The sequence below is a fragment of the Microcoleus sp. PH2017_34_RAT_O_A genome (genome assembly GCF_020737885.1).
Lineage (GTDB): Bacteria > Cyanobacteriota > Cyanobacteriia > Cyanobacteriales > Microcoleaceae > Microcoleus.
The window spans coordinates 1-23,067 of the sequence record NZ_JAEQDD010000031.1 but is presented as its reverse complement, the minus strand read 5'-3'; the positions used below and the strand labels follow the sequence as shown (position 1 = coordinate 23,067).

General features: G+C 46.4%; 19 protein-coding genes. 10 read left to right on the top strand and 9 right to left on the bottom strand.

The genetic code is table 11. The features are described 5' to 3' along the window. Positions 1–130: 130 nt before the first annotated feature. Positions 131–985: an SGNH/GDSL hydrolase family protein gene (locus tag JGK11_RS12630; protein ID WP_293211910.1), complete on the top strand. Its 855-nt coding sequence runs from the start codon at positions 131–133 to the stop codon at positions 983–985. Between the two features lie 285 nt (positions 986–1,270). Here the strand turns inward: JGK11_RS12630 and JGK11_RS12625 are convergent, their stop codons facing one another. The 3 genes from JGK11_RS12625 to JGK11_RS12615 all read right to left on the bottom strand — a co-directional run bounded on the left by JGK11_RS12625 (position 1,271) and on the right by JGK11_RS12615 (position 5,426). Then, positions 1,271–2,173, bottom strand: a complete 903-nt coding sequence (locus tag JGK11_RS12625) for a DUF4436 family protein (RefSeq protein ID WP_293191904.1) — start codon at positions 2,171–2,173, stop codon at positions 1,271–1,273. 124 nt (positions 2,174–2,297) lie between these two features. Beyond that, positions 2,298–3,809 carry a carotenoid oxygenase family protein gene (locus JGK11_RS12620; protein ID WP_293191901.1) on the bottom strand — a complete coding sequence of 504 codons (1,512 nt, stop codon included), beginning with the start codon at positions 3,807–3,809 and terminating at the stop codon, positions 2,298–2,300. A 162-nt stretch (positions 3,810–3,971) separates the two neighbouring features. Then, complete coding sequence (locus tag JGK11_RS12615) at positions 3,972–5,426, bottom strand: folate/biopterin family MFS transporter (RefSeq protein ID WP_293182782.1); 1,455 nt, start codon at positions 5,424–5,426, stop codon at positions 3,972–3,974. 198 nt (positions 5,427–5,624) lie between these two features. On the opposite strand from JGK11_RS12615, the gene JGK11_RS12610 reads away from it, so the two are divergent. The 5 genes from JGK11_RS12610 (at position 5,625) to JGK11_RS12590 (ending at position 9,321) form a co-directional block, all read left to right on the top strand. Then, positions 5,625–6,104, top strand: coding sequence for a hypothetical protein (locus JGK11_RS12610; RefSeq protein ID WP_293182780.1), 480 nt, complete (start codon positions 5,625–5,627; stop codon positions 6,102–6,104). Positions 6,105–6,108: 4 nt separating this feature from the next. Beyond that, complete coding sequence (locus JGK11_RS12605) at positions 6,109–6,621, top strand: cupin domain-containing protein (protein ID WP_293191898.1); 513 nt, start codon at positions 6,109–6,111, stop codon at positions 6,619–6,621. A gap of 143 nt (positions 6,622–6,764) precedes the next feature. Further along, entirely contained in the window at positions 6,765–7,409 is a 645-nt protein-coding gene (locus tag JGK11_RS12600) for a class I SAM-dependent methyltransferase (protein WP_293211908.1), read from the top strand. Positions 7,410–7,630: 221 nt separating this feature from the next. Further along, on the top strand, positions 7,631–8,485 hold the full coding sequence (locus JGK11_RS12595) for an AraC family transcriptional regulator (protein WP_293182774.1): 855 nt from the start codon (positions 7,631–7,633) through the stop codon (positions 8,483–8,485). A 239-nt stretch (positions 8,486–8,724) separates the two neighbouring features. After that, positions 8,725–9,321, top strand: a complete 597-nt coding sequence (locus JGK11_RS12590) for a ferric reductase-like transmembrane domain-containing protein (protein ID WP_293196252.1) — start codon at positions 8,725–8,727, stop codon at positions 9,319–9,321. 126 nt (positions 9,322–9,447) lie between these two features. Here the strand turns inward: JGK11_RS12590 and JGK11_RS12585 are convergent, their stop codons facing one another. From JGK11_RS12585 to kdpA, 6 genes are all read right to left on the bottom strand, one after another. Then, positions 9,448–10,716: a sodium:proton antiporter gene (locus JGK11_RS12585; RefSeq protein ID WP_366053679.1), complete on the bottom strand. Its 1,269-nt coding sequence runs from the start codon at positions 10,714–10,716 to the stop codon at positions 9,448–9,450. 192 nt (positions 10,717–10,908) lie between these two features. Further along, the gene (locus JGK11_RS12580; RefSeq protein WP_293182816.1) at positions 10,909–12,051 is read right to left on the bottom strand and encodes a universal stress protein; all 1,143 of its coding nucleotides are present in this window, start codon (positions 12,049–12,051) and stop codon (positions 10,909–10,911) included. Between the two features lie 208 nt (positions 12,052–12,259). Then, a complete protein-coding gene (gene kdpC / locus JGK11_RS12575) occupies positions 12,260–12,886 on the bottom strand; it encodes a K(+)-transporting ATPase subunit C (RefSeq protein WP_293211906.1) in 627 nt (208 codons plus the stop codon). 162 nt (positions 12,887–13,048) lie between these two features. Next, positions 13,049–13,318 (bottom strand): K(+)-transporting ATPase subunit F, encoded by a 270-nt coding sequence (gene kdpF / locus JGK11_RS12570; RefSeq protein ID WP_293182768.1) that lies wholly within the window; start codon positions 13,316–13,318, stop codon positions 13,049–13,051. Between the two features lie 149 nt (positions 13,319–13,467). Next, entirely contained in the window at positions 13,468–15,573 is a 2,106-nt protein-coding gene (gene kdpB, locus JGK11_RS12565) for a potassium-transporting ATPase subunit KdpB (RefSeq protein ID WP_293182766.1), read from the bottom strand. Positions 15,574–15,647: 74 nt separating this feature from the next. Beyond that, positions 15,648–17,408, bottom strand: a complete 1,761-nt coding sequence (kdpA, locus tag JGK11_RS12560) for a potassium-transporting ATPase subunit KdpA (protein WP_293182764.1) — start codon at positions 17,406–17,408, stop codon at positions 15,648–15,650. Between the two features lie 355 nt (positions 17,409–17,763). Here kdpA and JGK11_RS12555 point away from each other — a divergent pair, with 355 nt between their 5' ends. The 4 genes from JGK11_RS12555 to JGK11_RS12540 all read left to right on the top strand — a co-directional run. After that, entirely contained in the window at positions 17,764–18,870 is a 1,107-nt protein-coding gene (locus JGK11_RS12555; RefSeq protein ID WP_293182762.1) for a HAMP domain-containing sensor histidine kinase, read from the top strand. Beyond that, the gene (locus tag JGK11_RS12550; RefSeq protein WP_293182760.1) at positions 18,860–19,552 is read left to right on the top strand and encodes a response regulator transcription factor; all 693 of its coding nucleotides are present in this window, start codon (positions 18,860–18,862) and stop codon (positions 19,550–19,552) included. The genes JGK11_RS12555 and JGK11_RS12550 overlap by 11 nt, the downstream gene beginning before the upstream one ends. Positions 19,553–19,598: 46 nt before the next feature. After that, a complete protein-coding gene (locus JGK11_RS12545) occupies positions 19,599–20,555 on the top strand; it encodes an Rpn family recombination-promoting nuclease/putative transposase (RefSeq protein ID WP_293196244.1) in 957 nt (318 codons plus the stop codon). Positions 20,556–20,620: 65 nt separating this feature from the next. Further along, the coding region (locus JGK11_RS12540) for an esterase-like activity of phytase family protein (protein WP_293211904.1) at positions 20,621–23,067 on the top strand (2,447 nt) is incomplete at its 3' end.

The following is a 23,067-nucleotide window of genomic DNA, read 5'->3' as shown; positions in this document are numbered from 1 at the left end:
ATTGTGGATTTGCGTAGAAACAGGTGTTTGTCAGTAAGTCCTGACTCAAGTCAATAAGTGACAAAAAATCCAAAAATCGATATGATTATTGCCGACCTCAATAGTTAGACTTTTAGTAAAAAACTCCATAATGTCTGCAAATGTGCGATCGCCCCGTCCCAAATCCCCGCTGAAGCAAGTGTTAATCAGACTTGTCCTCGCCGTAATTGCTGCTGTTATCGCCTTCAACATTCCTCACTCCTTAATTCCCGTGTTTAAAGAACCTGTATCCGAAGCATCGCCGCCGCCCGAAATCCAAAACGTGCTCGCCGGGAAGCGCAGAATTGTGACTGTGGGCGACAGCATCACCGAAGCGGCGAAATACCCAGGAGGTTACGTTTGGCTGCTGCAACGCTATCTAAATGCGCTGTATCCCGATCGCAAAATCGAGATCGTCAACGCGGGAATCTCCGGTAACAAGGCGAGTGATATGCAGGCGCGTTTTCAGAAAGATGCGATCGACAAAAAGCCAGATTTAGTCACGATCAACGCCGGAGTTAACGACGTTTGGCACGCTTTTTTCGACTTCAAAAACCTGCAATTTCATCCGCAAGGCAACCTAGCTGCGGGATTACCGCTGGCAGAATATATAGACAAAATAACTCAAATGGTACTGGCAGCAAAAGCCGCAGGAATTCGAGTCGTGCTGCTTTCTCCTACTCCCATCCGCGAGATTCTCGACGGCCCAGAAAATCGCAGGTTGCAAGAATATGTTGTGGCGATGCGAGAAATTGCCAAGCAAAATCAGTGCTTGTTTATCGATTTGAATGCGCCTTTTCGGGAAGTTATCGGCACCTATCAAAAACACGCCGGAAAAACTCTAAATTTGTTAGCAGCCGATGGAGTTCACCCGAATCCGTCGGGATATCGAATCATTGCTTTTACTATATTGCGCGGTTTGGGAGTACCCGCTAAGGATATTGAAAATTTGCAGGTGAAAAATTGAGCAGAAGGAAGAAGAAAGAAGGAAGAAGGAAGGAAGAAGGAAGAAGGAAAGAAGTAGCTGTAGGGTGTGTCGCCCTTAACAATCTCTAAATTTGACAGACAATCTCACAGCGACGCACCTGACAAAGAGGGTTGAGGAAACAAGCCGTAGTCATTAGTATTTGTAGGGTGCGTCGCCATAAAAAATCCCTAAATCCAATCGACAATCTCACAGCGACGCACCTGATACTTAGGGTGCATGGAAACAAGTCATTTTTTTTCGCAGCCATATTTTTCATAAATGGTATTAATCATCAAGCGGCGGATGATAGCGCTTCAACCAACAGCTACCGATGATCACCAACGCTACCACAACAATCATTTCCGTCCAAAAAAATGACAGGAAATCGCTAGCAGTTCCCACTGGCGGAACTCCCGGTTGAGAGTTGCGAATGCCGGGAAAAGCAAACAGCATCACACCTGTCCAACTCAACATTCCGACTTCCGGCAACTTGCCAGATTTCATCACCTTTAATGCTAGCAACAGCGCCATGATTGACAGCACCCACATGATCACAATAATCACCAAGGAAAAGAATTTTACCGGAATCGATCGCGTGGCTGAAACATCGATATAAATAAATATAGATGAATTCTCTTCCATCGGCTTATAACTGATATCGAAGCCGGGAACATCGGCATTAAATTTAAATTCCAGCGGCACAGGATTTAGTTGGAAGGGAGCAAACTGTTTGCCAATTGAAGCCAGCGGGTCAATTGAAATAGCTACTTTAGCAATGTGCGTGTCAAACGGATAATTGTTGATTTTTCCCTTGACTAAGTTAAACTTTAATGCCGGGACAATCATCGGTTTGCCTTCTTTAAAGCTAATTTCCGAATCCTCGATATTGGCACCGTTAACTGTCATTAATAAATCTTGAGCCGGGTAAGTAGGCCCTTTTTTATAAATACCTTTAAGCTCGAACTGCAAGCGGGTTTCTAATTCGTTTTTAATCGGGTCTACGCCAATTACGGTCATTTTGACCTCAACCAAGCCTTTGGGGGCTACAGCGGTATCTGGAGAGGGGCTGTAAGGCTCTTGGGCATTAGCATTGTGAGAGTAAATAGATAAGATAATTGCCAAACTTACGGCGAGGCTGCAAATTAAAATAAGTATTTTTTTGATATTTGATTTGTTGACAGTTTGCATTAATTAGGGATATTTTATGTATTGACTTGTTGTTAGTATTCCCCGCAATACAAAAGGTTCGTAGTGAGGACTTTAGTCCTCTGACGGATGCGGACTAAAGTCCTCACTACAAACCTATTTTATCTTAGTTCTCGGGAAGCAGTACGTTTGGTGTAAAGCTGCCGTGCAAACCGTAGGGAATGTGCTGTTTTAAATGCAGGCGCGCTAGGGGGCCTTTGGTGATGTCGCGGGCATCTAGAATCGCTAAGGTCGATCGATGATTAGCCGCATCATACATCAAAACCAGCAGCCAACCGTCATCTTCAGCCCTTGCAGCCTCAGGCGAGACGGCTGAATCACGGGGAACAAAAACTGGTTCACCAGCAAAGCCGCGCGGCGCGACACTCCAAACTTGCCTTTCACCCGTGTGGAAATCTATTTTAAGAATAGCTTGCAAAGGAGCATTCCCAGTGGCAGAGTCAGCGGCGCCGATATAAAGATATCGGTAAGGTTGTCCGACATTATTCGGATGCAAAGTCGGAAACTCGCAACACCGAGTTTCCACAACTTGATGCTGCACGGTTTTGTCTTGCAGATTTAACTTGAACCGCCACAACTCGCCCGCTGGAATGGTGTCAAAATCAATCTCCAGAAAATCGCCGTCATGTTCGACAGTGGGAAATGATTCGTAGCAAACTGAATCTACAAAAACTTCGCCGTTTTCTTCCCAGGCGTTGCAGTGGTGGAACACAAAACAAGGTTCGGTTTCTAATATTTTTACCTCGTCAGTGCCGTTGCGCGGAATTAAAATTGCCTGGGTGGGCTTGTTTGGCGAAAATTTAATGCACTGCGCTGCACTCCGAAATCCTAACAGGAAAAGTAGGGGATTGAAGCTGACAGGATTTTGGAAGAATATGCAGTAATTCTCGGTAATTACCATGTCGTGTAGGAAGGCAAAACCCGGGATTGCATGGGCGTGTTTCTGCAATAGTTTGCCAGTTTCGTCGAGTTCGTAAATCGTGATTGTACTTGACAAACCGGGCTTGACGGAAAAGTTGATTAATCTGTCTCCTTTGCCATTTTTCCCTTTTTCAATTCTGGGGTGGGCGGCGAAGGCTTCACCGGGTTGTAAGATGCCGTCTAGGGTGTCTAATCCGAGGGTTTCTAGGCTGCGGGGGTCGAGTCTGTAGGGCTGTGCTGCTTCCCAGAGTGCTAGCAGTTTGTCGCCCCAATAAATGATGTTGGTGTTGGCGATGTTTTTGATTTTGACATCAAAGATGTTGGCCAGCCAGCCTCCGGGTTTCTGTGTGCCGAATACGCCTCGGTGCAGGATTTTTCCGGCTTTTTGTTCGGCGAGGTAGCCTTCTGTGTGTACGAATCGGTTGCGGAAGTGGGCGCGTTTTTGGGAAATTGCGATCGCACAAATCATGCCGTCGCCGTCAAAGGGGTGGTGGATGCGCGATCCGTTGACATCCAATAATCCGGGCCCGTTACGAAAGAATGTGCCTTGTAAGCCTTCTGGGATCTCGCCTTCGATGTTGTCAATCCAGTAGTCGGCTTCGTTGGGTTGGGATTCGTAGCCACGCTGCCAGTCTTTGCGATCGTATGATAAGTTTGGGGCTACTGTTTTGGCTGGGGAAGTTTGTAAGTTTTGCATTGGTAGAATAAGCTTTTATTGATTTAACCGCAGAGGGCGCAGAGAGCGCAGAGAGAAAGAAAGAAATAAAGGAGAGAAAAATAGCAGAAAGAAAACTATCAAGATATTCGCAGTCTATTTTCTTCCTTCTTCCTTCTTCCTTCTTCCTTCTTCTTTCTTCCTTCATTTGCTTTCTACGGTGCGGGTTTCGGGAATTGATGTCGGTACTAAGTCGGGAAAGTATTCGGGCATGAAATGCTGTCCGCCCGGTTTTGCACAGCCCAGTTCGGGTTCTAATACTGGGAGAGATTGTTGGTAGTTTGGATCGCCGCTTTCTGTGCTTTCTGCCGGGAGCCAGTTTAAGAAGGGGAGGGGTAGCAGTGTGGAGAGGTTGGCGATGACTACTAGCAGCCAGAGGTTGTCGAAATTGCGATCGGTAATTCCGAGCCAGTGTGTCAAAATTGCACCGCCTTCGTAGGAAATAATTCCTGCTAAATTGGTGACAGACATCAGCACTGCAAATAAGGTTGCTTCGACGCCTGGAGGACACAACCGCGCTGATAGTACCAGCACGGGCATATAGGCAATTTGTCCGATTACTGTCAGGATCAGGCTGTCTCCGATGCTGAACCATTGGTCGTCAATTCCTAATGCTCGGTTGGCATGAGTTACTAATAATAATGTAGTCATGCCCAAGGCACTTGCAATGACTGTTGACCAGCCGAAAATGACTCGAAATGGAATTGCTTTTAGGTAGCGCTGAAACAGCCAAATGCCAACGAGGGCGGCTATGCTGGTGACGAGGCGCACTCGTCCGAGAAATTCTGGCTGAAAGCCTAATTCGTTGGTGCTAAAAAAGAAGAAGGCGGAGTCCGAGCTTGGTGTGGATTGCCACAGAAATAGAAAGGCGGTGGGCAACCAAATTGTTTTTTCGGCAACAGCTTGCCGCAGTTGTTTGAGTTGGTCTTTTACTGTTTCAAAGTCGGTTCTTTTGTTGACTTTTTCTTCGGTAATTAACCAGGCTGTTGTTGATACGATTAGCGGGAAAGATGCAGTGATTAAAAAGATGGTGTGGGTGCTGAAGTGTTGCAGCAGGGAACCGCTGAGGTAAGCGGTAATTAGTCCGCCAATGGCTGATGCGCCCCAAGACAAGGATTGCAGGGAACCGGCGTCGCTAACTGTTTCCTTTCTCGCTCTTTCTACTACTAGGGAGTCGGCGATTACGTCGCTGACGGCTAGTGAAACGGAACTTAGGGCGATCGCCCCTGTGGCCGCTAAGGGCGTGTGTACGACTGTGGCCATCCCCACCCATGCTGCCGTTCCCAACAGCCCCGAGAGGACGATATAAGGCCGTCTGCGGTAGCCGAATATGGGCAACCCGTCGGACATGAAGCCGAACAAGGGTTTGATAATCCAAGGTATGGCGACGACGCCCAGCATGGCTGAGACTTCGGCGGGAGTCATGCCGAGTTCGTCTTTGAGGAAGAAGCTGACGGCTAAGCGGGCTAGTCCGAGGATGCCTTGGACGAAATAAATCAGTAAGATGGCTATGAGTTCCGGGGTTGGCTCATTCCCGAAGAATACTTTTTCTTTTAAGGATTCTTTGAGTTTGCTGGCGCCAGAGGGGGAAAGGAGCATTTGAGCAATATTTCTTAATGAATCTCAATATTTATAACACATTCTTAATGAATTGACAGTTGACGGTTGTGACGGTTGTCAGTTGACGGTTGACAGAAGTCCAAGGGAAGCAAGGGTTTCAGCAATTAGCACTTGGACGATCGCCAGGAGAGCTTGCTACGATTGTAATTAATCTGAATTTAAGGATTTTTTGTATCAATGAAAGCAGAAATCAGAATTTTCTCTCTGGCAGTAACTTGGATTTTAGGAGCGGGGGCTCATTTAGCCTTGGCTTTACCTGTTGCTAATCAGCAAGGAGATTATACGGGGCTGCTGGCGAGACAGCGGGGCAACAGGCAGGTGAATTGGGTGGTTGTTGACTCGGATTCTCAAGGGTTAAATTGCCGGATGGCTCAGCGATTTAGATCTGTTTCTGTAGATGCTCTTGATGCACCAGATGAGTTATTTGAAAAAAATAAACATAATGTTTCGCAGTGGCCTGTGGTGACCACTTTTCGGCGGGGACAGCGCTTGCAAGCGGTGACTGGAAATAATGCTAATCAAATTATGATTGCTGACTCTCAGGGTAAGCCTTGGTTGCCGATTTCCACTGATAAGGGTAATTGTTTTGTGCGGGCGAACAGCCGTTTTGTTAAACCGATTCGTGAAAATCCTACTACTTTGAAACCTTTGGAATAGAGAAATGAACCGCGAAGGCGCGAAAAACGCGAAGGAAGAGAAAGAAGAGAAGGAGTTTTGTATGATTATTCATCCTAATAATGTCCCAGAAAGTACAGGCTCAAATTATCCTCAGCAATTTAAATCTGCTGTTGCGGGAAGAGTTAAAAAACGCTTGGGTGATGCTGCGGGTTTGCAGAATTTTGGGGTAAATTTGGTGAGGTTGGCGCCGGGAAGTTGCTCTGCTCTTCGACATTGGCACTCTCGTCAAGATGAGTTAGTCTATGTTCTGGAAGGGGAAGTTACTCTGATTACAAATTTGGGTGAGCAATTGCTAAAATCGGGTATGGCGGCAGGTTTTCCGGCTGGAGATGCTGACGGGCATCATTTGGTGAATCGCTCGAATGCTGATGTTGTTTATCTGGAAATTGGCGATCGCACTCCTGATGATTCAGCAAGTTATCCCGATGATGACTTAATCGCGAAAGCGGGCGATAATGGTTGGATTTTTACGCATAAAAACGGCGAGATTTACTAAATATCAAGGGTTATTAGCCCCCTTCAGGTGCGGGCGGATTGTTTTTATGGAGAGGTTTAAATCCCCGTCTTAAAAACCTCGCACTCATCTGTCAACTGTCAACTGTCAACTGTCAACTGTCAACTGTCAACTGTCAACTGTTTATGAGTCAAGTTAATCTTTGGAGTTCGGCGGAACACGCTTTGTGGTATCTTGCGAAGGCTGATGGTATTCCTCACCGCACGGAAGGTGAAGCGGTTTTGTTGGAGGAAGTGCCGAAAGATGTCAAGCGGATTCTGGATGTGGGTACGGGTGATGGGCGGTTGTTGGGTTTGCTGAAGTGCGATCGCCCGAATGTTGCATCTGTGGCGATCGACTTTTCGCCAACTATGCTGGAAAAAGCCCGCATTCGCTTTGCTGATGACAATACTGTCACGGTAATTGAGCACAATTTTGACGAACCTCTGCCGGATTTGGGCAAGTTTGATGCGATCGTTTCTAGTTTTGCCATCCATCACGTAGAGGACGATCGCAAACGTTCGCTTTACGCCGAGATTTTCGAGCTTTTGGAACCCGGAGGCATTTTTTGCAATTTGGAGCACGTAGCGTCCCCAACAGAGGCTTTGCATGAGAAGTTTCGAGAGGCACTCGGTATCAGCAAAGAGGGTGAAGATCCTTCTAATAAATTGCTGGATGTGGAAACACAACTGCGCTGGTTTAGAGACATTGGTTTTGACGATGTAGACTGTTATTGGAAGTGGCGGGAACTCGCTTTATTAATTGGGGTGAAACCAATCGCATCGCAATAATATTAGTTCGATAGTAAGGCGTGCATCTGCAAGCAAATATGCGTGTAGGGGCGAAGCATGACCGCAATCAATATGAGATTATAACTAATAACTTATATGCGGTCATGCTTCGCCCTCTTCAAAAACCAGATGCACCCGACTGTTCGGACTTTAGTCCTCTAAATCTGCGGACTAAAGTCCTCACTACAAACCGTTTTTGTCGCTCGAAGTCGAGACTCGCTGTGTCTGATAATGAACCTGCACCGCATTTGCACCTCCTTTCTAGCTTTGAATTGGGATGGAATGGTTTGAATCTGATTTATGAGCTAGAACCTGCTGACGAAATGCCGGAAACTGATTTAGAACACCACTTTATTCTCATCGCTGAAAATGATTTTCGGGCGAGTTTTATGTTGAATGGAAGTTTGCAAGAGGTAGATTACGCCAGCGGCGATATTGCGATTATTCCTGCTACTCAAACTATTCCGAGAACATTTGTCGATCGCGAAGTTCCATTAATTGAGCTGTTTCTCGCCCCTGAAATGCTGGCGCGCGCTGCTTTTGACTCTGTGGATGCAGATAAAATTGAGTTGGTGCCGCAGTTGCATCTACGCGATCCGTTAATTCAGCATATGGCGCTGGCTTTGAAGCAAGAATTAGCAGCCGGAGGCGCAGACAGTCGCCTGTATGCAGAGTCAATGGCAACAGCGCTTGCTGTGCATTTGCTGAGGCGTTATTGTTCTTTTACTCCTGAAATTAAAAACTATACGGGCGGGTTGTGCAAGTATCAACTAAGGCAAGTATTCAATTATATTGAGCAAAATTTGGATGGTAATTTGAGTTTGGAAAATCTGAGCAGTGCTGTGCAGATTAGTCCGCATTATTTTGCAAGTTTGTTCAAGCAATCTACAGGATTTACACCCCATCAGTATGTGATGAAATGCCGCATTGAGAGAGCAAAGCAGTTGCTTCGGCTGCGGGAGTTGACACTTGTAGAAATCTGCCACCAAGTCGGATTTCAAAGTCAAAGTCATTTTACCAGAGTGTTTCGCCAACAGGTTAAAACTACTCCAAAGGCTTATAGAGATGCGCTTTGAAGGTTGGGAAGATTAGGACATTTTTGGGAAGATTTGGCAAGACAGCGGCCACGGGCGATCGCTAAATTTAGTATGTACTGAGTTCGTGTCCTGTTAATTACTGGCAATCATAAGGTTTGGTTCGTAGTGAGGACTTTAGCCCTCTCTTTGATGCGGACTAAAGTCCTCACTACGAAGCAATTTTTTCATGGTGTTCGATCGGACAGGATATGAGAATTTATTGTAAGGATTCATCACGGATGAAAGGTAGTAAATTTGCTGTGGAAGGATGGAGCATTGTTGGTTTGTCGGCGCTGACAATTGGGATTATGCTTGCTGTGATTTGGCTGATTTACGGTGTTGATGAGACAGCGATGCGGTTGGCGATTCGAGCAACTGCTCGTACTTCGTGTATCTTATTTCTATGTGCTTTTGTGGCTTCGTCACTTCGCAGGCTGTGGCCCAATATATTTACACAGTGGCTGTTAAAAAATCGCCGCTATTTGGGGCTATCGATGGCTGTGTCGCATACGTATCACGCGATCGCCTGGACTGGCTTGTGGTGGGCCACTTCTGGCGCGTCGCCCGGGTTTGACCCTCTGGGGATCTTGGGCTACGTGTTCCTGTTTGCAATGACTGTAACATCTTTTGAGCGATCGGCAGCATGGATCGGTCAACGGGCCTGGAAGATTCTACACAATGCTGGAATGCACTATTTCTGGCTGGCTTTTACCTTTGAATTCGGTATCAAGATTGTTAAATCGGCGATCGTATATTTACCTTTGACAGTGTTGCTAGTTGCAGCAATGATGCTCCGCTTAGTTGCTCCGAGAATACAGAGAAAATTAGTTGGTTAGGACTTCGATCATCTCCTGTATCCTTTAATAAAACTGGTTCGTAGTGAGGACTTTAGTCCTGATTTTTGAGGACTGAAGTCCTCACTAAGAACCAGTTTCATCTGCTTGGTGTGTTAGTCCTGTGAATTAAATTAAATCCGGTACTTTAGGTTTAATTCGCCGCTCGTACCAGTTCATTAACGGGGTGGCGCTAATGCCGTGCACAATCACAGAAATTACGATCGTAGTAAAAGTAATCCAGGCAATTTTCTCGGCAGTTTCGCCTTTCAAACCGTGACCGAAAGCATAGGTAAGATAATAGATTGAACCGACGCCGCGAATGCCGAACCAACCGCAGAGCCAGCGACTGGCGGGATGCAAGCGACTGCCAATCGTACTAATCCAAGCTCCCACAGGCCGAATCAAAAAGATTAACAATCCAGCTATTAAAAGGGCGTAGCTTCCATGTGCAACGAGAGCTTCTAGGCGCAACATGGAACCCAATATTAAAATTGTTCCTACTTCCATTAACTTTTCTATGCGCTCAGTAAAGTGCAGTTGGGAAAGCGGTTTTTCGGGGTCGCGGTAACTGCGCTGCACTACAATTCCTGCTACAAAAACTGCGAGGAATCCGTAGCCGTTGACTACTTCGGTGAGGGAATATGTGAGCAGAATTGTGCTGAGAGCGATGAAATCTTCCATTAGTTCGTCGGCGGGCCTGTAGCGTTGCAATCGGCGATCGATCCAAGTGACGGCTTTGGCTACTAAAATGCCCATCACGATACCTGCGGAACCCGCCCAAAGCAAGTCAACTGCCACCCACTGCGAAAACCAGTTCGGCCAGTTGTTATCTTTTAGCGCATAAATGCCGAAATAAACAAAGGGAAAAGCTAAAGCATCGTTCAAACCGCCTTCCGATGTTAAGCCAAAACGCAATTCATCGCGATCTTCTATATCAGCTATCTGAACTTCTGAGGCTAAAACTGGATCTGTGGGTGCCAGAATTGCTCCTAGTAAAATGGCAGGGCCCCAATCTAATTTCACAAACCAATGAGCGATCGCAGCAACAGCAAAAATCGAAATCGGCATTAAAAAACCGAGCAGCCGCGCGGTGGAATTCCAGGCCCAAAGTTGTAGCGGGCGATTCATTTTTAAGCCGCAACTGAACAGAGAAACAAGAACTACAAATTCTGTGAGTCTTTCTAAAAATTGAGCTTCGGGGCGCAATTCAACCAGCTTGACGCCGTAGGGCCCCAATCCGATACCGACAATTAGATAAATTAAGGCATAAGATACCGGCAATCGCGAAATCCATCCGGAGCCCAAGGTGACGGTGAGCAGGAGGATGCCAATCACTAGCAAATTTAGAATGTAATGATCTACCATAGCGATCGCACTTTTAATCAGCTTTAACAAGTGCAATCTTGACAGATAAAAGCTTCTGGCACATCCGCCGAAAGCTAGAGCCTGCTATCCTCCGAAAGTTATATTTATGAGTTATTAGTTATGAGTTATTAGTTATTAGAAACAACAACAAACACCAAACCTAAGACAAATGCCCTATGCCCTATGCCCTATGCCCTATGCCCCATGCCCCATGCCCAATAACTACCGACTTTTTTCCGTAGAGATGATGTGCAAATCTACGTGTTTGAGCGATCGCACTAACTGTTGAGTCAAAGAACCCCGAAACAGCAATTTCCAGCGTGATTGCTGGCTTTCGCCGATCACAATTTGAGTAATCCGATACTGTTTAGCTACCTCAGAAATTGCTTGTGCGATATTCGGACTTTCCACCCGCAGAAATTGGCCGTTAAATTCTTGGCAAAGCTTCTGGCAAGTTTCAACGTGCAAGCTTTCGGATTTTGTTAAGAAGCGATCGGGAGCATCCACAAACAAAGCATAAAATGGGGCATTCATGTAGTTCGCCAGCCTTGCACCCCGCCGCAGCAGTTGCAAGGAATTAGGAAAAGTCGATACGCATACTAAAACTCGTTCGTGAATGTTGCAAGATTGACCTTTTAAAGTTGCTGCATCGTCTTCAACACTATCTGCTACCTCCCGCAGCGCCAGTTCTCGCAATGCGATTAAATGACGGCGCTGGAAAAAGTTTTTTAAAGATTGTTCTATTTTTTCAGGAGCGTAGATTTTGCCTTCTCGCAACCGTTCTTCTAAGGTTTCGGGCGTGACATCAATAACGACTATTTCGTCAGCTTCTTCGAGAATGCGATCGGGTACTCGCTCTCGCACTACAACTCCCGTAATTCTCGCTACTAAATCGTTGAGACTTTCTATGTGTTGAATGTTGAGGGTAGAGAAAACATCTATCCCTGCTTTCAGAATTTCTTCGACATCTTGATATCGTTTTTCTCGCAGAGAACCGGGAACGTTTGTATGAGCCAGTTCGTCTACTAATGCTAGTTGAGGGCGGCGTACTATTAGGGCTTCAGTATCCATTTCGGTAAGTGCTTTTTCGCCGTGCAGCATTTCTTTTCGCGGGACTATTTCTAGTCCTTCGCCTTTAGCTGCTGTCTCTTTCCGCCCGTGAGTTTCTAACAGTCCAACGGCGACATCAATGCCTTCAGATTTGAGTCTGTGCCCTTCTTCCAGCATTCGGAAAGTTTTGCCGACACCGGGGGCCATTCCGATAAAGATTTTGTGCTTTCCCCGGCGGTGAGGGCGATCGTAACCGCGATTTGGTTGGGCGTAAATTGCGTCGGAATTGTTACTGAGTTCGCTAGAGTGAATCATCGCAGTTGGCAGTTGACAGTTGACAGTTGACAGTTGGCAGTTGGCAGTTGGCAGTTGATAGTTGACAGTTGACGGTTGACGGTTGACAGTCAATTACCGATTACCAATGACTACTAAGAGGGCGGGCATGGGGCACCGCCCCTACCTGACTAATGACTAATGACTAATGACTATTCACTACTGACTGCTGACTACTGACCACAGAGTATTATAAACCGTCGAGAGCCACATTTAGTTTGAGGACGTTAACTCCCGGTTCGCCGAAAATACCGAGAAATCTGCTATCTGTATTTTTGGCTACTAACATTTCGACTTGATTGAGATTGACCGATCGCACTTTTGCTACCCGTTCAATTTGCGATCGAGCTGATTCTACGCTAATGTGCGGGTCGAGGCTAGAACCGGAAGTGTAAACTAAATCCGCAGTCGGTTTGATACCAACTAAATTGAGGCGAGCCAACTCAACTTCTACCCCCTGAAAACCATCTTTTTCATTACCTCGCTTCAGCAGATCCGAGTTGCTGGGAGCCAGGTTGCTTGCTCCCGAAACGCCAGTTCTATGACTTAAATTTTCTGCCTTTGTGGGGTCGTAATCTATTGCCGCAAAGCTGCTGTAATTTGTGGTACTGGGGCGACCCCAAAAATATTTATCCGAGCCGAAAGACTGACCGATTAACGATGAGCCGACTACAACTCCTTGGTTGGTAATTAAACTGCCGTTTGCTTGGGAATTGAAAGCAAGTTGACCGATTGCGAGCAGGATTAAGGGATAAATAATCGCTGTGATTCCCCACAAAACTAAAGTAACGCGAATAGCTCTGATTAATTCTCTCATACATGACCTCAATGAAGGAAGTTCGGCAACGGATTGTGTAACGGATTGTGTAACGGATGTCATGAAAAACTGGATGCCCGAAACCGGATTTTTGCGAAAATATTTGGTTTAGCCGCCAGATTCGGTAAAAAACCCGGTTTCTAAGGTTGACAATGGAAATGCCTAAAATCTTTCTGGCTGAAAAATCACGACAAACAAATAAACTGCTAGCCCAATAATTACTAAACCCAAAAGACTTAAACCCCACGCCGCTTTTTTGGTCAAACCTTCATCCGCAGCCGCATAAACCGCGGGTGCAATTATCAAGTTAAAGCACATTACCAGAAATAGCTGCACCGGGATTGGGTGGCGCGATCGCAGCATTTTCGCTAACTCAATTGTTTCTTGAAAGTCTCTGGGTAAAACATCATTCAGCAAATCATTCCGTTTCATGAATTCTCCTTTGTTGGGAACTAAATATCTGTCTTTCTCTTAGATTTTTTGTGGGAAAATCGAGGCATAGCCTCTGGATATGCGTTCCCAGGCAGAGCCGGGAAGAGTCATCCGTTACATCCGCCCTGCGAATCGGTAGTCGAAGTTTTTTATGCTAACCCGATCGCAGCAATGAAAACATCAATAATTTTGATGGCGATAAACGGCGCAACTGCTCCGCCCAATCCGTAGATTAAAATGTTCCGCTGCAACAGTTGATTGGCACTTAGTGGTCTAAATTTGACACCAGTTAGTGCCAGGGGAATCAAAGCGGGAATAATCAAAGCATTGTAAACTAATGCTGACAAAACCGCCGATTGACCGCTGGCTAAACCCATGATGTTTAAAGCGCCGACGGGAGCAAACATTGCGGGAATAATTGCGAAGTATTTGGCGATGTCGTTGGCTAGCGAAAACGTAGTCAGCGCGCCGCGAGTAATTAGCAATTGTTTGCCAATTGTCACTAAGTCAATCAGTTTTGTGGGGTCAGAATCTAAGTCCACCATGTTTGCAGCTTCCTTCGCCGCTTGGGTTCCGGAATTCATCGCCAAACCTACGTTTGCTTGGGCTAGGGCGGGTGCGTCGTTGGTTCCGTCTCCCGTCATTGCTACTAATTTACCTTCGGCTTGTTGCTTGCGAATTACTTCGATTTTGTCTTCGGGAGTTGCTTCGGCGATGAAGTCGTCTACTCCGGCTTCGTCGGCAATTACTGATGCTGTAATTCGGTTATCTCCGGTGAGCATGATGGTGCGAATTCCCATTTTTCGCAGTTGGTCAAACCGATCGCGAATCCCGGGTTTAATCACATCTTTCAAATAGATAATTCCGTAGGTGTCGCTACCTTGACAAACGCCTAAGGGTGTGCCTCCCAATCGCGAAACTCGCTCGTAAGCTTCATCGAGATCCGGGCCGAAATTGCCGCCGCGCGATCGCACAAAACCTTTAACCGCATCCACCGCACCCTTGCGAACTTCCGTACCGTCGGGTAAGTCCGTACCAGACATCCGCGTTTTTGCGGAAAAATCAATGCCTTCAGATCCTTGGGAGTTGGTGCGATCGAACTCCACCTGTGCGCCCAAATTCTGAGCCAAACGGACGATCGACTTTCCCTCGGGAGTATCGTCAAAAACGCTCGCAGTCAGCGCTACCTGCGCCACTTCTTGCAGCGAATGACCGTTTACCGGGATGAACTCCTCGGCTAAACGGTTGCCCAGCGTAATCGTTCCCGTTTTGTCCAAAATCAGCGTATTCACGTCGCCGCAAGCCTCCACGGCCCGCCCAGAGGTCGCTATCACGTTAAATTGAGCGACGCGATCCATCCCCGCAATGCCGATCGCACTTAACAAACCGCCGATCGTTGTCGGAATCAGCGCCACCAACAGCGAAATCAGCGTCACCACACCCACAGGAGTTTTGACATAATTGCCCACGGGCGGAATCGTCGATACCACAATCAAAAACACCAAAGTCAGCACAGCCAGCAGCACTGTCAGCGCGATCTCGTTCGGCGTTTTCGAGCGTTCAGCGCCCTCCACCAACGCGATCATCCTGTCCAAAAACCCTTTACCGGGGTCGGCCATCACCCGCAGCGTCAGTTCGTCCGAAAGGATGCGCGTCCCGCCGGTAACGGAACTGGCGATGTCGGAACCCGGTTCCTTGAGCACGGGCGCCGATTCCCCGGTAATCGCCGATTCGTCTACGGATGCGACACCTGCGATCACTTCGCCGTCGGAAGGAATGACATCGCCTGCGATCACTTTAATTTGGTCGCCGCGTCTGAGAGATGTCGAACTAACTTCTTGAATTGAACCGTCTGGTAAGAGTTTGCGGGCTGTGGTATCTGCTTTTGTCGATCGCAGTGCATCCGCTTGCGCTTTCCCGCGCCCTTCGGCTACCGCTTCTGCAAAATTAGCAAATACTAAGGTGAAGAACAAAATAAACGTGACTAAACCGTTGAAAACTACCTGATTTTTGCCGGGAACCGGGCCGAACAGCGTGGGGTCGATCGTTAATAATGCAGTCACAATTGTGCCTACCCATACCACAAACATCACCGGGTTTTTCAGCATCACCCGAGGATCTAGTTTGATAAAAGCTTCTTTGAAAGCTCTTTGATAAAGGCCTTTAGTATTTGCTTTTGGCGTATGTTTGCGAGACTCGCGAGAGCCTCTGGAACGGGGATTTTTTGGGGAATCAGGGGTATTGGAAGTAGCCATAATTTGGAATTTTAATGAACCGCAGAGGACGCAGAGAACGCAGAGAAAGAGAATAGTGAGGTTGATGTTTTTAGCTATTGAGGTTGAGCAGTTGGTGTTGCTAAAGGTGTTGTGGGTGCAGTTACGGGTGCGGCTTCAAACTTGCCGCTGCTGATTTCATATCCTTCTGCGATCGGCCCTAAAGCCAGCACTGGGAAAAATGTCAGCGCGCCCAAAATGATGATTACTCCTGCGGTGACGCTGGTGAACAAAATCGAATCTGTTCTCAGTGTTCCGGTTGTTTCAGGAACCAGTTGTTTGTTCGTCATGCTGTCAGCTAACAGCAGCAAGGCAATAATTGGAACGTAGCGCCCCATCAGCAAGCTAAAACAAGTGCTTAAATTCCACCAAAGTCCTGTCGGCGCGGGTTGAGAATCGCCCAATCCTTCAAAGCCAGAACCGTTATTAGCCGCCGCTGAAGCGTATTCGTACATCACCTGCGAAATGCCGTGAAATTCTGGGTTGCTGATGCCGCTCAAGCTGTCGGGAAAGGCGAGGGTAATCGCGCCGGGGATTAAAACTGCGATCGGGTGAATCAACAAAACAACGCTAGCTAAAACAATTTCCCGCTTTTCAATTTTTCGTCCCAAAAATTCCGGCGTTCTCCCCACCATCAATCCGGTGAGAAACACGCTCAAAATGGAGTAAATAAATAAGTAAGCCGTTCCCGTTCCCTGTCCGCCCCAAACAATTTGGAGAAACAAGTTAAATAAAGTAGCAAAACCCCCTGGCGGCATTAAAGAATCGTGCATTCCGTTGACAGCCCCGCACATTGTCCCAGTCGTAGTGACAGCCCAAAGTACAGTTTCTGCCCAACCGAATCTAACTTCTTTCCCTTCTAAGTTTGGTTGCACGGAACCGAGCAAACTATTAATTTGGGGATTGCCTTGATATTCGCCAACTGCTGCAATGCCGATCAAAATTACATAGATGGCAAACACCATCCCAAAAATCAGCCATCCCTGCTTTTTGTTGTTAGCAAATCTGCCGTAGGTGTGAATGAGTGCTGCTGGTATAGAAACCATTGCTAGTGTTTCCAGCAGGTTGGTAAAAGGGTTAGGATTTTCAAAGGGGTGAGCCGAGTTAATGGCAAAAAATCCGCCGCCATTTTCTCCCAGTTGTTTGATACTTTCAAAGTGAGCTACTGGGCCGCGAGCAATTACTTGCGTGCCGCCTTCTAAGGTACGCGCAACTGCTGGGCCGGCTAGGGTTTCCGGCACTCCAGAAATTAGTAAGCACAAGCCAATTATCAAAGAAAGTGGCAGCAGAATCCGGGTGATAGATTGAATTAAATCGATATAAAAGTTGCCGAGGGGGCGACCTGTCAGTCCCCGAATAAAGGCAATTCCTACTGCTAAACCCGTGGCTGCTGAGGTGAACATTAAAAAACCCAGGGTTAACTGGGATAAATAACTGAATGTTGTCTCGCCTGAGTAATGTTGTTGGTCGGTATTTGTGAGGAATGAAATAGTTGTATGCAGCGCGGTATCCCAGGTTGGTGCACTCAGGCTGGTGGGATTTAAAGGCAGCAGTCCCTGAAGCATGAAAATCAAGAATACAAATATGCCCATTGCTGCATTGCTGTATAATAGCGATCGGGCATACTGCCAGCCTGTCATGGAATCTACAGACCGAATATTGCTGGCTTTATAGATGAGTTGTTCTAGTGGTTTAATTGCGGGGTCGAGAATGGTTCGTTCTCCCATGTACACCCGTGCCATGTAGTTGCCGAACACGGGCGCGATCGCGATTAAAATGATTAGGGTTAATGCAATTTGAATTAAGCCTTGTAACATAAGTGTGTTAAAAATTCCTCGTTTAGTGATTACTTTACTGAGGTTTGGGGTTGTTGATAATCTGTCTTAAGGTATAAGTTACTGTTTATAAATTATGCTTTTTTTACCTATACTTTTACTGATAGGCGAATGTTTAGCCAATGTATTAAATCTATACTTGCAGGTATAAATGCTGTCTAAACGCTGTTTTTTGCGCCAAAATGTAGTTGATATTTCAATACGGTTTACTTAACGCTTTTTGACGAATTTACTATCGCGATTTTATAGGCGATGCAGGCATTTTTCATGAATCAGATTGTTTTTAAGTTAACTGTATTGGTTGATATTTTACAAGCTTAAAATGGATTAATTAGAGATGTTTGACAGCTTATTGAAAATTCCCAAAATTTTGGTGTTTCAAGAAAAGTATTTGCGCGGAAGGTGGTCGATCGCAATTTTATTCGCGATCGTTATAGCACTGGAATTTACCACGCCGTCAGAATATCTGTTTGGGTATTTGTATACAGGGCCGATTTTACTGGCAAATTCGCGGTTGAGTCGGTTGGGAAAGTTGCAAATTACGCTGTTAGCAGCAGCATTGACGCTGTTGAACTTGTTTGTTCCCTATGGAGAAACGATCGCCCTAGCGACTGTTGCAAATAGGGCGATCGCAGTTATGGCCTTGGGAGTCACGGGATATTTGAGCGATCGCACCCAGCAGTATCAAGAAGCGATCGCGATCGCCAAAGCGCAGTTGCAGTCTCAGCAGCAGCTAGCCAGCATCCGAGAGGATTTTGTCTCTACTTTGAGTCACGACTTGAAAACGCCGATGCTGGGCGCAATTGAAACAATCAAAGCTTTTCAGGGAGCAAACTTTGGGGAAGTGACTACCAGCCAGCAAAAAGTTCTCGAAACAATGGCGCGATCGCAAAAAATGTCACTACAATTAGTAGAAACGCTGCTGGATGTTTACCGCAACGATGCCGAAGGTTTAAAACTGCAACTTGCGCCCGTAAATTTAGCAGCTTTAGCAGAAGAAGTAATTGCCACACTCATCCATTTATCGGCAGCGCGCCGAGTTTATATTAGTATAAGTTACGGAGAGTCTGACTTTCGCCGTTCTTTGTGGGTAAACGGCGATGAAGTGCAACTCCAGCGCGTTTTTGTTAATTTGCTAACAAACGCGATCAACCATTCTCCCCGAGGTGGTAAAGTAGAAATAGTCATGGAATCTTACGCAACCGATCAGGTGGTGAAAGTTATCGATAGCGGGTTGGGAATTACTAGCGATGAGCTGCCCCAGTTGTTTGAGCGTTTTTATCAAGGAAATGGCGATCGGCAAGCCAAAGGATCGGGATTGGGGTTATACTTATCTCGCCAAATTATTGACGCCCACGGCGGTATAATTTGGGCAGAAAACAAATTGCCTTTAGGTGCCTTGTTTGGATTCCGACTACCAGCTATCTCTGCCAATGAAACCTAATTCTCCCTTGCGAATTCTCTTAGTTGAAGACGACGAACTGTTTCGGTTGGGACTGCAAACCAGATTGCAGCAAGAAAGTTCTTTGCAAATAATTGCCGAGGCGGAAGATGGAGAAACGGCGGTAGAATTGACTCAGGAACACTTGCCGGATGTGGTGGTTCTCGATGTCGGTTTGCCGGGAATTGGTGGCATTGAAGCGTGCCGCCAAATCAAACAGAGACATCCAGAAATTCCGGTTTTAATTTTAACATCTCACGCCCAAAAAACGTTAATTGAAAGGTTGATGGCTGCGGGAGCCCAAGGATATTGTCTCAAGGGAATTGCGGCAGAAACTTTGGTTTTGGCAATTCGATCGGTAGCGGCGGGCGCTTCTTGGTGGGACAAGGCCGCAACTGCGGAAATTCGGGCGGTTTTTAGTAATCCCGAACCTGTCAAAAGCGCGAGTAAATGGGAAGTTTTAGACAATCCGCTGACTCCGAGGGAACAGGAAATATTAGCCTTAGTTGCGGGCGGGAAAAGCAATCAGGAGATTGCACAAATATTGTACATCGCTCCGGGGACTGTGCGGGTGCACGTCCACGCGATTTTGCAAAAGTTAGAAGTGCGCGATCGCACTCAAGCAGCAGTGCTCGCTATTCAGAAAGGATTGGTAGCAGAGGAACTGTTAGGCAGTCAATCTTAAGTCTGGTAGTTTATAATGATAGACAAAACCTCGATCGCTAAAAACTATGGGTTTTATCAATCCCAAACTATATTTGGCCTTCACGAAGATATTCTGTTCTAACGAAAGCCGAGAAATTTTGATGAGTTTTTTGAACGCTATGCTTTATGCAGGCGAATCTGCGATCGAAGATTTAGAAATCATCCCTCCTTATTTATCTGCTGAGATTTTTGGAAGTAAAGACACTTATTTAGATGTCAAAGCTAAAATTAATGATGGCAAAACTGTGATTGTCACAATCCAAGTTTTGAACGTGGCAAAATATCGTAAGCGAGTTTTATATAATGCTGCTAAAACTTATGGAATGCAATTAAATCTAAGCGATAGCTATTACAGACTCAGGCCAGTAATTGCTTTGAATATCACAGACTTTGAAATGTTTCCCAATCAATTGGAAGTAATTTCGAGATTTGCTTTCAAAGAAACACAAAGATTATTCGATTATCCCGATAGCGAGATTGAGTTGGTGTTTATCGAACTGCCAAAATTCAAAAAGGAATTGGATCAGTTGACAACGCTGACGGACAAGTGGATTTATTTTGTCAAAAATACCAGTAACCTAGAAACTGTTCCCGATACAATGGTTACGGTGCCAGAAATTGAAAGAGCTTTTCAGATTGCTAACGACACGAATCTGAGTCAAAAAGACTTAGATGAATTGCAAAAACAAGAGTTTTGGATTCAAGATCAACAAGGGGCGATCGATCTAGCGGCTCAGCAAGCTCTAGAACGAGGCATGGAACGAGGCATGGAACGAGGCATGGAACGAGGCAAGTCAGAATTAATAGTCCGGAATATGAGGAGGCTAATTGGTGAAATTTCTCCAGACATTCAGACACAGATATGCGAGTTGAATCTTGAGAATTTGGATGATTTAGGAGATGCGATGTTTGATTTTGAAAGTGTTTCAGATTTGGTGACTTGGTTGCAGCAACATTCCCGAAATTTTACGGATGACATTTAATATCTGAGTTTGGTATATTTGGCATATATTTAAGTTATCGACGGTCATCAAACCAGAGGTGTTTTGTGCCAAATTTTATCAATTCTGTTATGAGTTCGATCGCCTTTCTCGACTCTGCCCTCCCCGATATCCAAAATCTTTGCAACGGTATCGCCGCCGGAATAGAAGTAATTATCATTAATGCAGCGCGGGATGGAGTAGCACAAATTACGGAAGTGCTAGGGAGTCGCAGCAATATTAAAAGTATTCATATTATCTCCCACGGTCGATCGGCGAGTTTGCAGCTAGGCGCGATCGATCTAAACTTGACAAATTTAAACTTTTATGGTGAAAAATTGCAGCGTTGGGCGCGATCGCTGGCAGAGAGTGCAGAGATTTTGCTGTACGGGTGCGAGGTAGCGGCGGGCGATGCGGGCGCTAACTTCGTGCAGCAACTGAGTCAGCTAACAAAGGCAAAAATCGCTGCTTCCAGGGGGCCGATCGGCAATTCAGCTTTAGGCGGAGATTGGCTGCTAGATTATACAACGGGAAGGATTGTTGCTGGAATGGCGATCGACCCAGCCACAATGGCCGCTTACCAATTTGTGTTCGGCTTACAACTTTTGGGACAAGCAGGATTTCCGGCAAATACAACTTTTGGAACACCAACAACTCAGGTAGGTGGACTGTCGGGCCTTACCTACGCGGGAAGCAACACTTACTACGCTATCTCCGACGGCCGCAATATTCCTGGTGGCAGTCCCGGCCCATCTCGCTTTTACACCCTCACTATACCTACTGTGAGTTCCGGTAGCTTGACACCAGTACCAGGACAAGTGAATTTTACAGGGGTGACACAGATTGGCAATCCGCCTCCCTTTGCCGCAGATACATCGGATACAGAGGGCATTGGCTTCATCGGCGGCAATGTCTTCGTCTCTTCTGAAGGCAATTTCTCCACAAATACCCAGCCTTTTATTAATAGTTTCGCCATTGCAACAGGAGTTCAAAATTTCGCGCTGCCTATTGCTTCTCCCAAATACGACGTATCAGCAGATCCTAACAGCGGCATCCGCAACAATCAAGGTTTTGAAAGTCTGACGATTACTCCCAGTCAAAGTTTTCTATTTACAGCAACAGAAAATGCTCTCGAACAAGACGGCCCTGCTTCAGATATAACGGCTGGCGCGCGATCGCGAATTGTCAGATATAACTTAGGTACAAACACCACAAACGGAGAATTTCTTTACAATACCGATCCGCGCAACGGCATTTCAGAAATGCTGGCCGTTGATGATAATACACTGCTGGTTCTCGAACGTTTTCTCGACTTATCGACAACACCGCCGTCAGGGGATTTGAAGCTTTATCAAATTTCTTTAAACGGTGCGACAGATATTCAAAACAATACCGGTTTGATTGCTTCTGGTGTTGCTAGCATTACACCAGTATCGAAAACTCCGATCGCCACTTCTGCTTATTTCCTCAGTACAGGCACTCCGGCACTGGTTGACAATTTTGAAGGGATGACATTTGGGCCTCCTCAAACAGCAACTGGGAAACGAACGCTAATTCTTGTCAGCGACAACAATTTTGCCCTTCCCACCAGATTCGCAGCGTTTGCAGCCAACAACGCACCCGTACTCAACAACAGCGGTTCGCCGGTACTAACAGCAATTAACGAAGATGTACCTTCTGCCAGCAACACTGGCACCTTAGTTTCTGTTTTAATTGCAGGAATAGTTACAGATCCCGACACCGCCGACACTCAAGGAATTGCTGTGACGGCGACAGACAATACTAACGGCAGTTGGCAATATTCTATTGATAGCGGTGCGACTTGGACGGCATTCGGTACACCGTCAACAGCAGCAGCGAGACTGCTAGCAGGCAATGCCAGTATCCGCTTTCTTCCCAATAATGACTACAACGGTAGTGCTAATATCACCTATCAATCGTGGGATGGAACGACGACTAACTCTAGCGGTACTACCCTCACGAATGGGGGGACGGCTGATATTTCAACTGCTAGCAGTATTGGGGGTTTAGCAGCTTTCAGTACGGCCAGCGAGACTGCAACAATTACTGTTAATCCTGTCAACGATGCACCGTCGTTTGTCAAAGGGCCCGATCGCACTGTCAATCACAGTGCTGGCCTGCAAACCTTTCCTGGATGGGCCATAGCCATTTCTCCAGGGCCGGTCAACGAGTCAACACAAACCGTCAACTTTCAAGTCGTGGGAAATGACAATCCCGGTTTGTTTAGCGTACCACCGGCGATCGGCTTTTTCGGACAACTGACTTTTACCCCCGCCACAAGTGGAACTGGCAAGGCTAATATCACTCTCAACCTCAGAGACAACGGCGGTATAGCTAACGGCGGCATCGATACTTCGGCAAACCAGACATTTGTAATTAATATTACCAACAGTCCGCCGATCGCCAATCCCGACACATACAAAGTCGAGCACGATCGCGTGTTGACCGGATTTCCATCCGTTTTATTCAATGACTTCGACCCCGACATTTTCGA

Bases quoted from the DNA above. Each gene is read 5' to 3' on its own strand.
- JGK11_RS12630 (WP_293211910.1), top strand. From the start codon at position 131: ATGTCTGCAAATGTGCGATCGCCCCGTCCCAAATCCCCGCTGAAGCAA.
- JGK11_RS12625 (WP_293191904.1), bottom strand. From the start codon at position 2,173: ATGCAAACTGTCAACAAATCAAATATCAAAAAAATACTTATTTTAATT.
- JGK11_RS12620 (WP_293191901.1), bottom strand. From the start codon at position 3,809: ATGCAAAACTTACAAACTTCCCCAGCCAAAACAGTAGCCCCAAACTTA.
- JGK11_RS12615 (WP_293182782.1), bottom strand. From the start codon at position 5,426: ATGCTCCTTTCCCCCTCTGGCGCCAGCAAACTCAAAGAATCCTTAAAA.
- JGK11_RS12610 (WP_293182780.1), top strand. From the start codon at position 5,625: ATGAAAGCAGAAATCAGAATTTTCTCTCTGGCAGTAACTTGGATTTTA.
- JGK11_RS12605 (WP_293191898.1), top strand. From the start codon at position 6,109: ATGAACCGCGAAGGCGCGAAAAACGCGAAGGAAGAGAAAGAAGAGAAG.
- JGK11_RS12600 (WP_293211908.1), top strand. From the start codon at position 6,765: ATGAGTCAAGTTAATCTTTGGAGTTCGGCGGAACACGCTTTGTGGTAT.
- JGK11_RS12590 (WP_293196252.1), top strand. From the start codon at position 8,725: ATGAAAGGTAGTAAATTTGCTGTGGAAGGATGGAGCATTGTTGGTTTG.
- JGK11_RS12580 (WP_293182816.1), bottom strand. From the start codon at position 12,051: ATGATTCACTCTAGCGAACTCAGTAACAATTCCGACGCAATTTACGCC.
- kdpC (WP_293211906.1), bottom strand. From the start codon at position 12,886: ATGAGAGAATTAATCAGAGCTATTCGCGTTACTTTAGTTTTGTGGGGA.
- kdpF (WP_293182768.1), bottom strand. From the start codon at position 13,318: ATGAAACGGAATGATTTGCTGAATGATGTTTTACCCAGAGACTTTCAA.
- kdpB (WP_293182766.1), bottom strand. From the start codon at position 15,573: ATGGCTACTTCCAATACCCCTGATTCCCCAAAAAATCCCCGTTCCAGA.
- kdpA (WP_293182764.1), bottom strand. From the start codon at position 17,408: ATGTTACAAGGCTTAATTCAAATTGCATTAACCCTAATCATTTTAATC.
- JGK11_RS12555 (WP_293182762.1), top strand. From the start codon at position 17,764: ATGTTTGACAGCTTATTGAAAATTCCCAAAATTTTGGTGTTTCAAGAA.
- JGK11_RS12550 (WP_293182760.1), top strand. From the start codon at position 18,860: ATGAAACCTAATTCTCCCTTGCGAATTCTCTTAGTTGAAGACGACGAA.
- JGK11_RS12545 (WP_293196244.1), top strand. From the start codon at position 19,599: ATGGGTTTTATCAATCCCAAACTATATTTGGCCTTCACGAAGATATTC.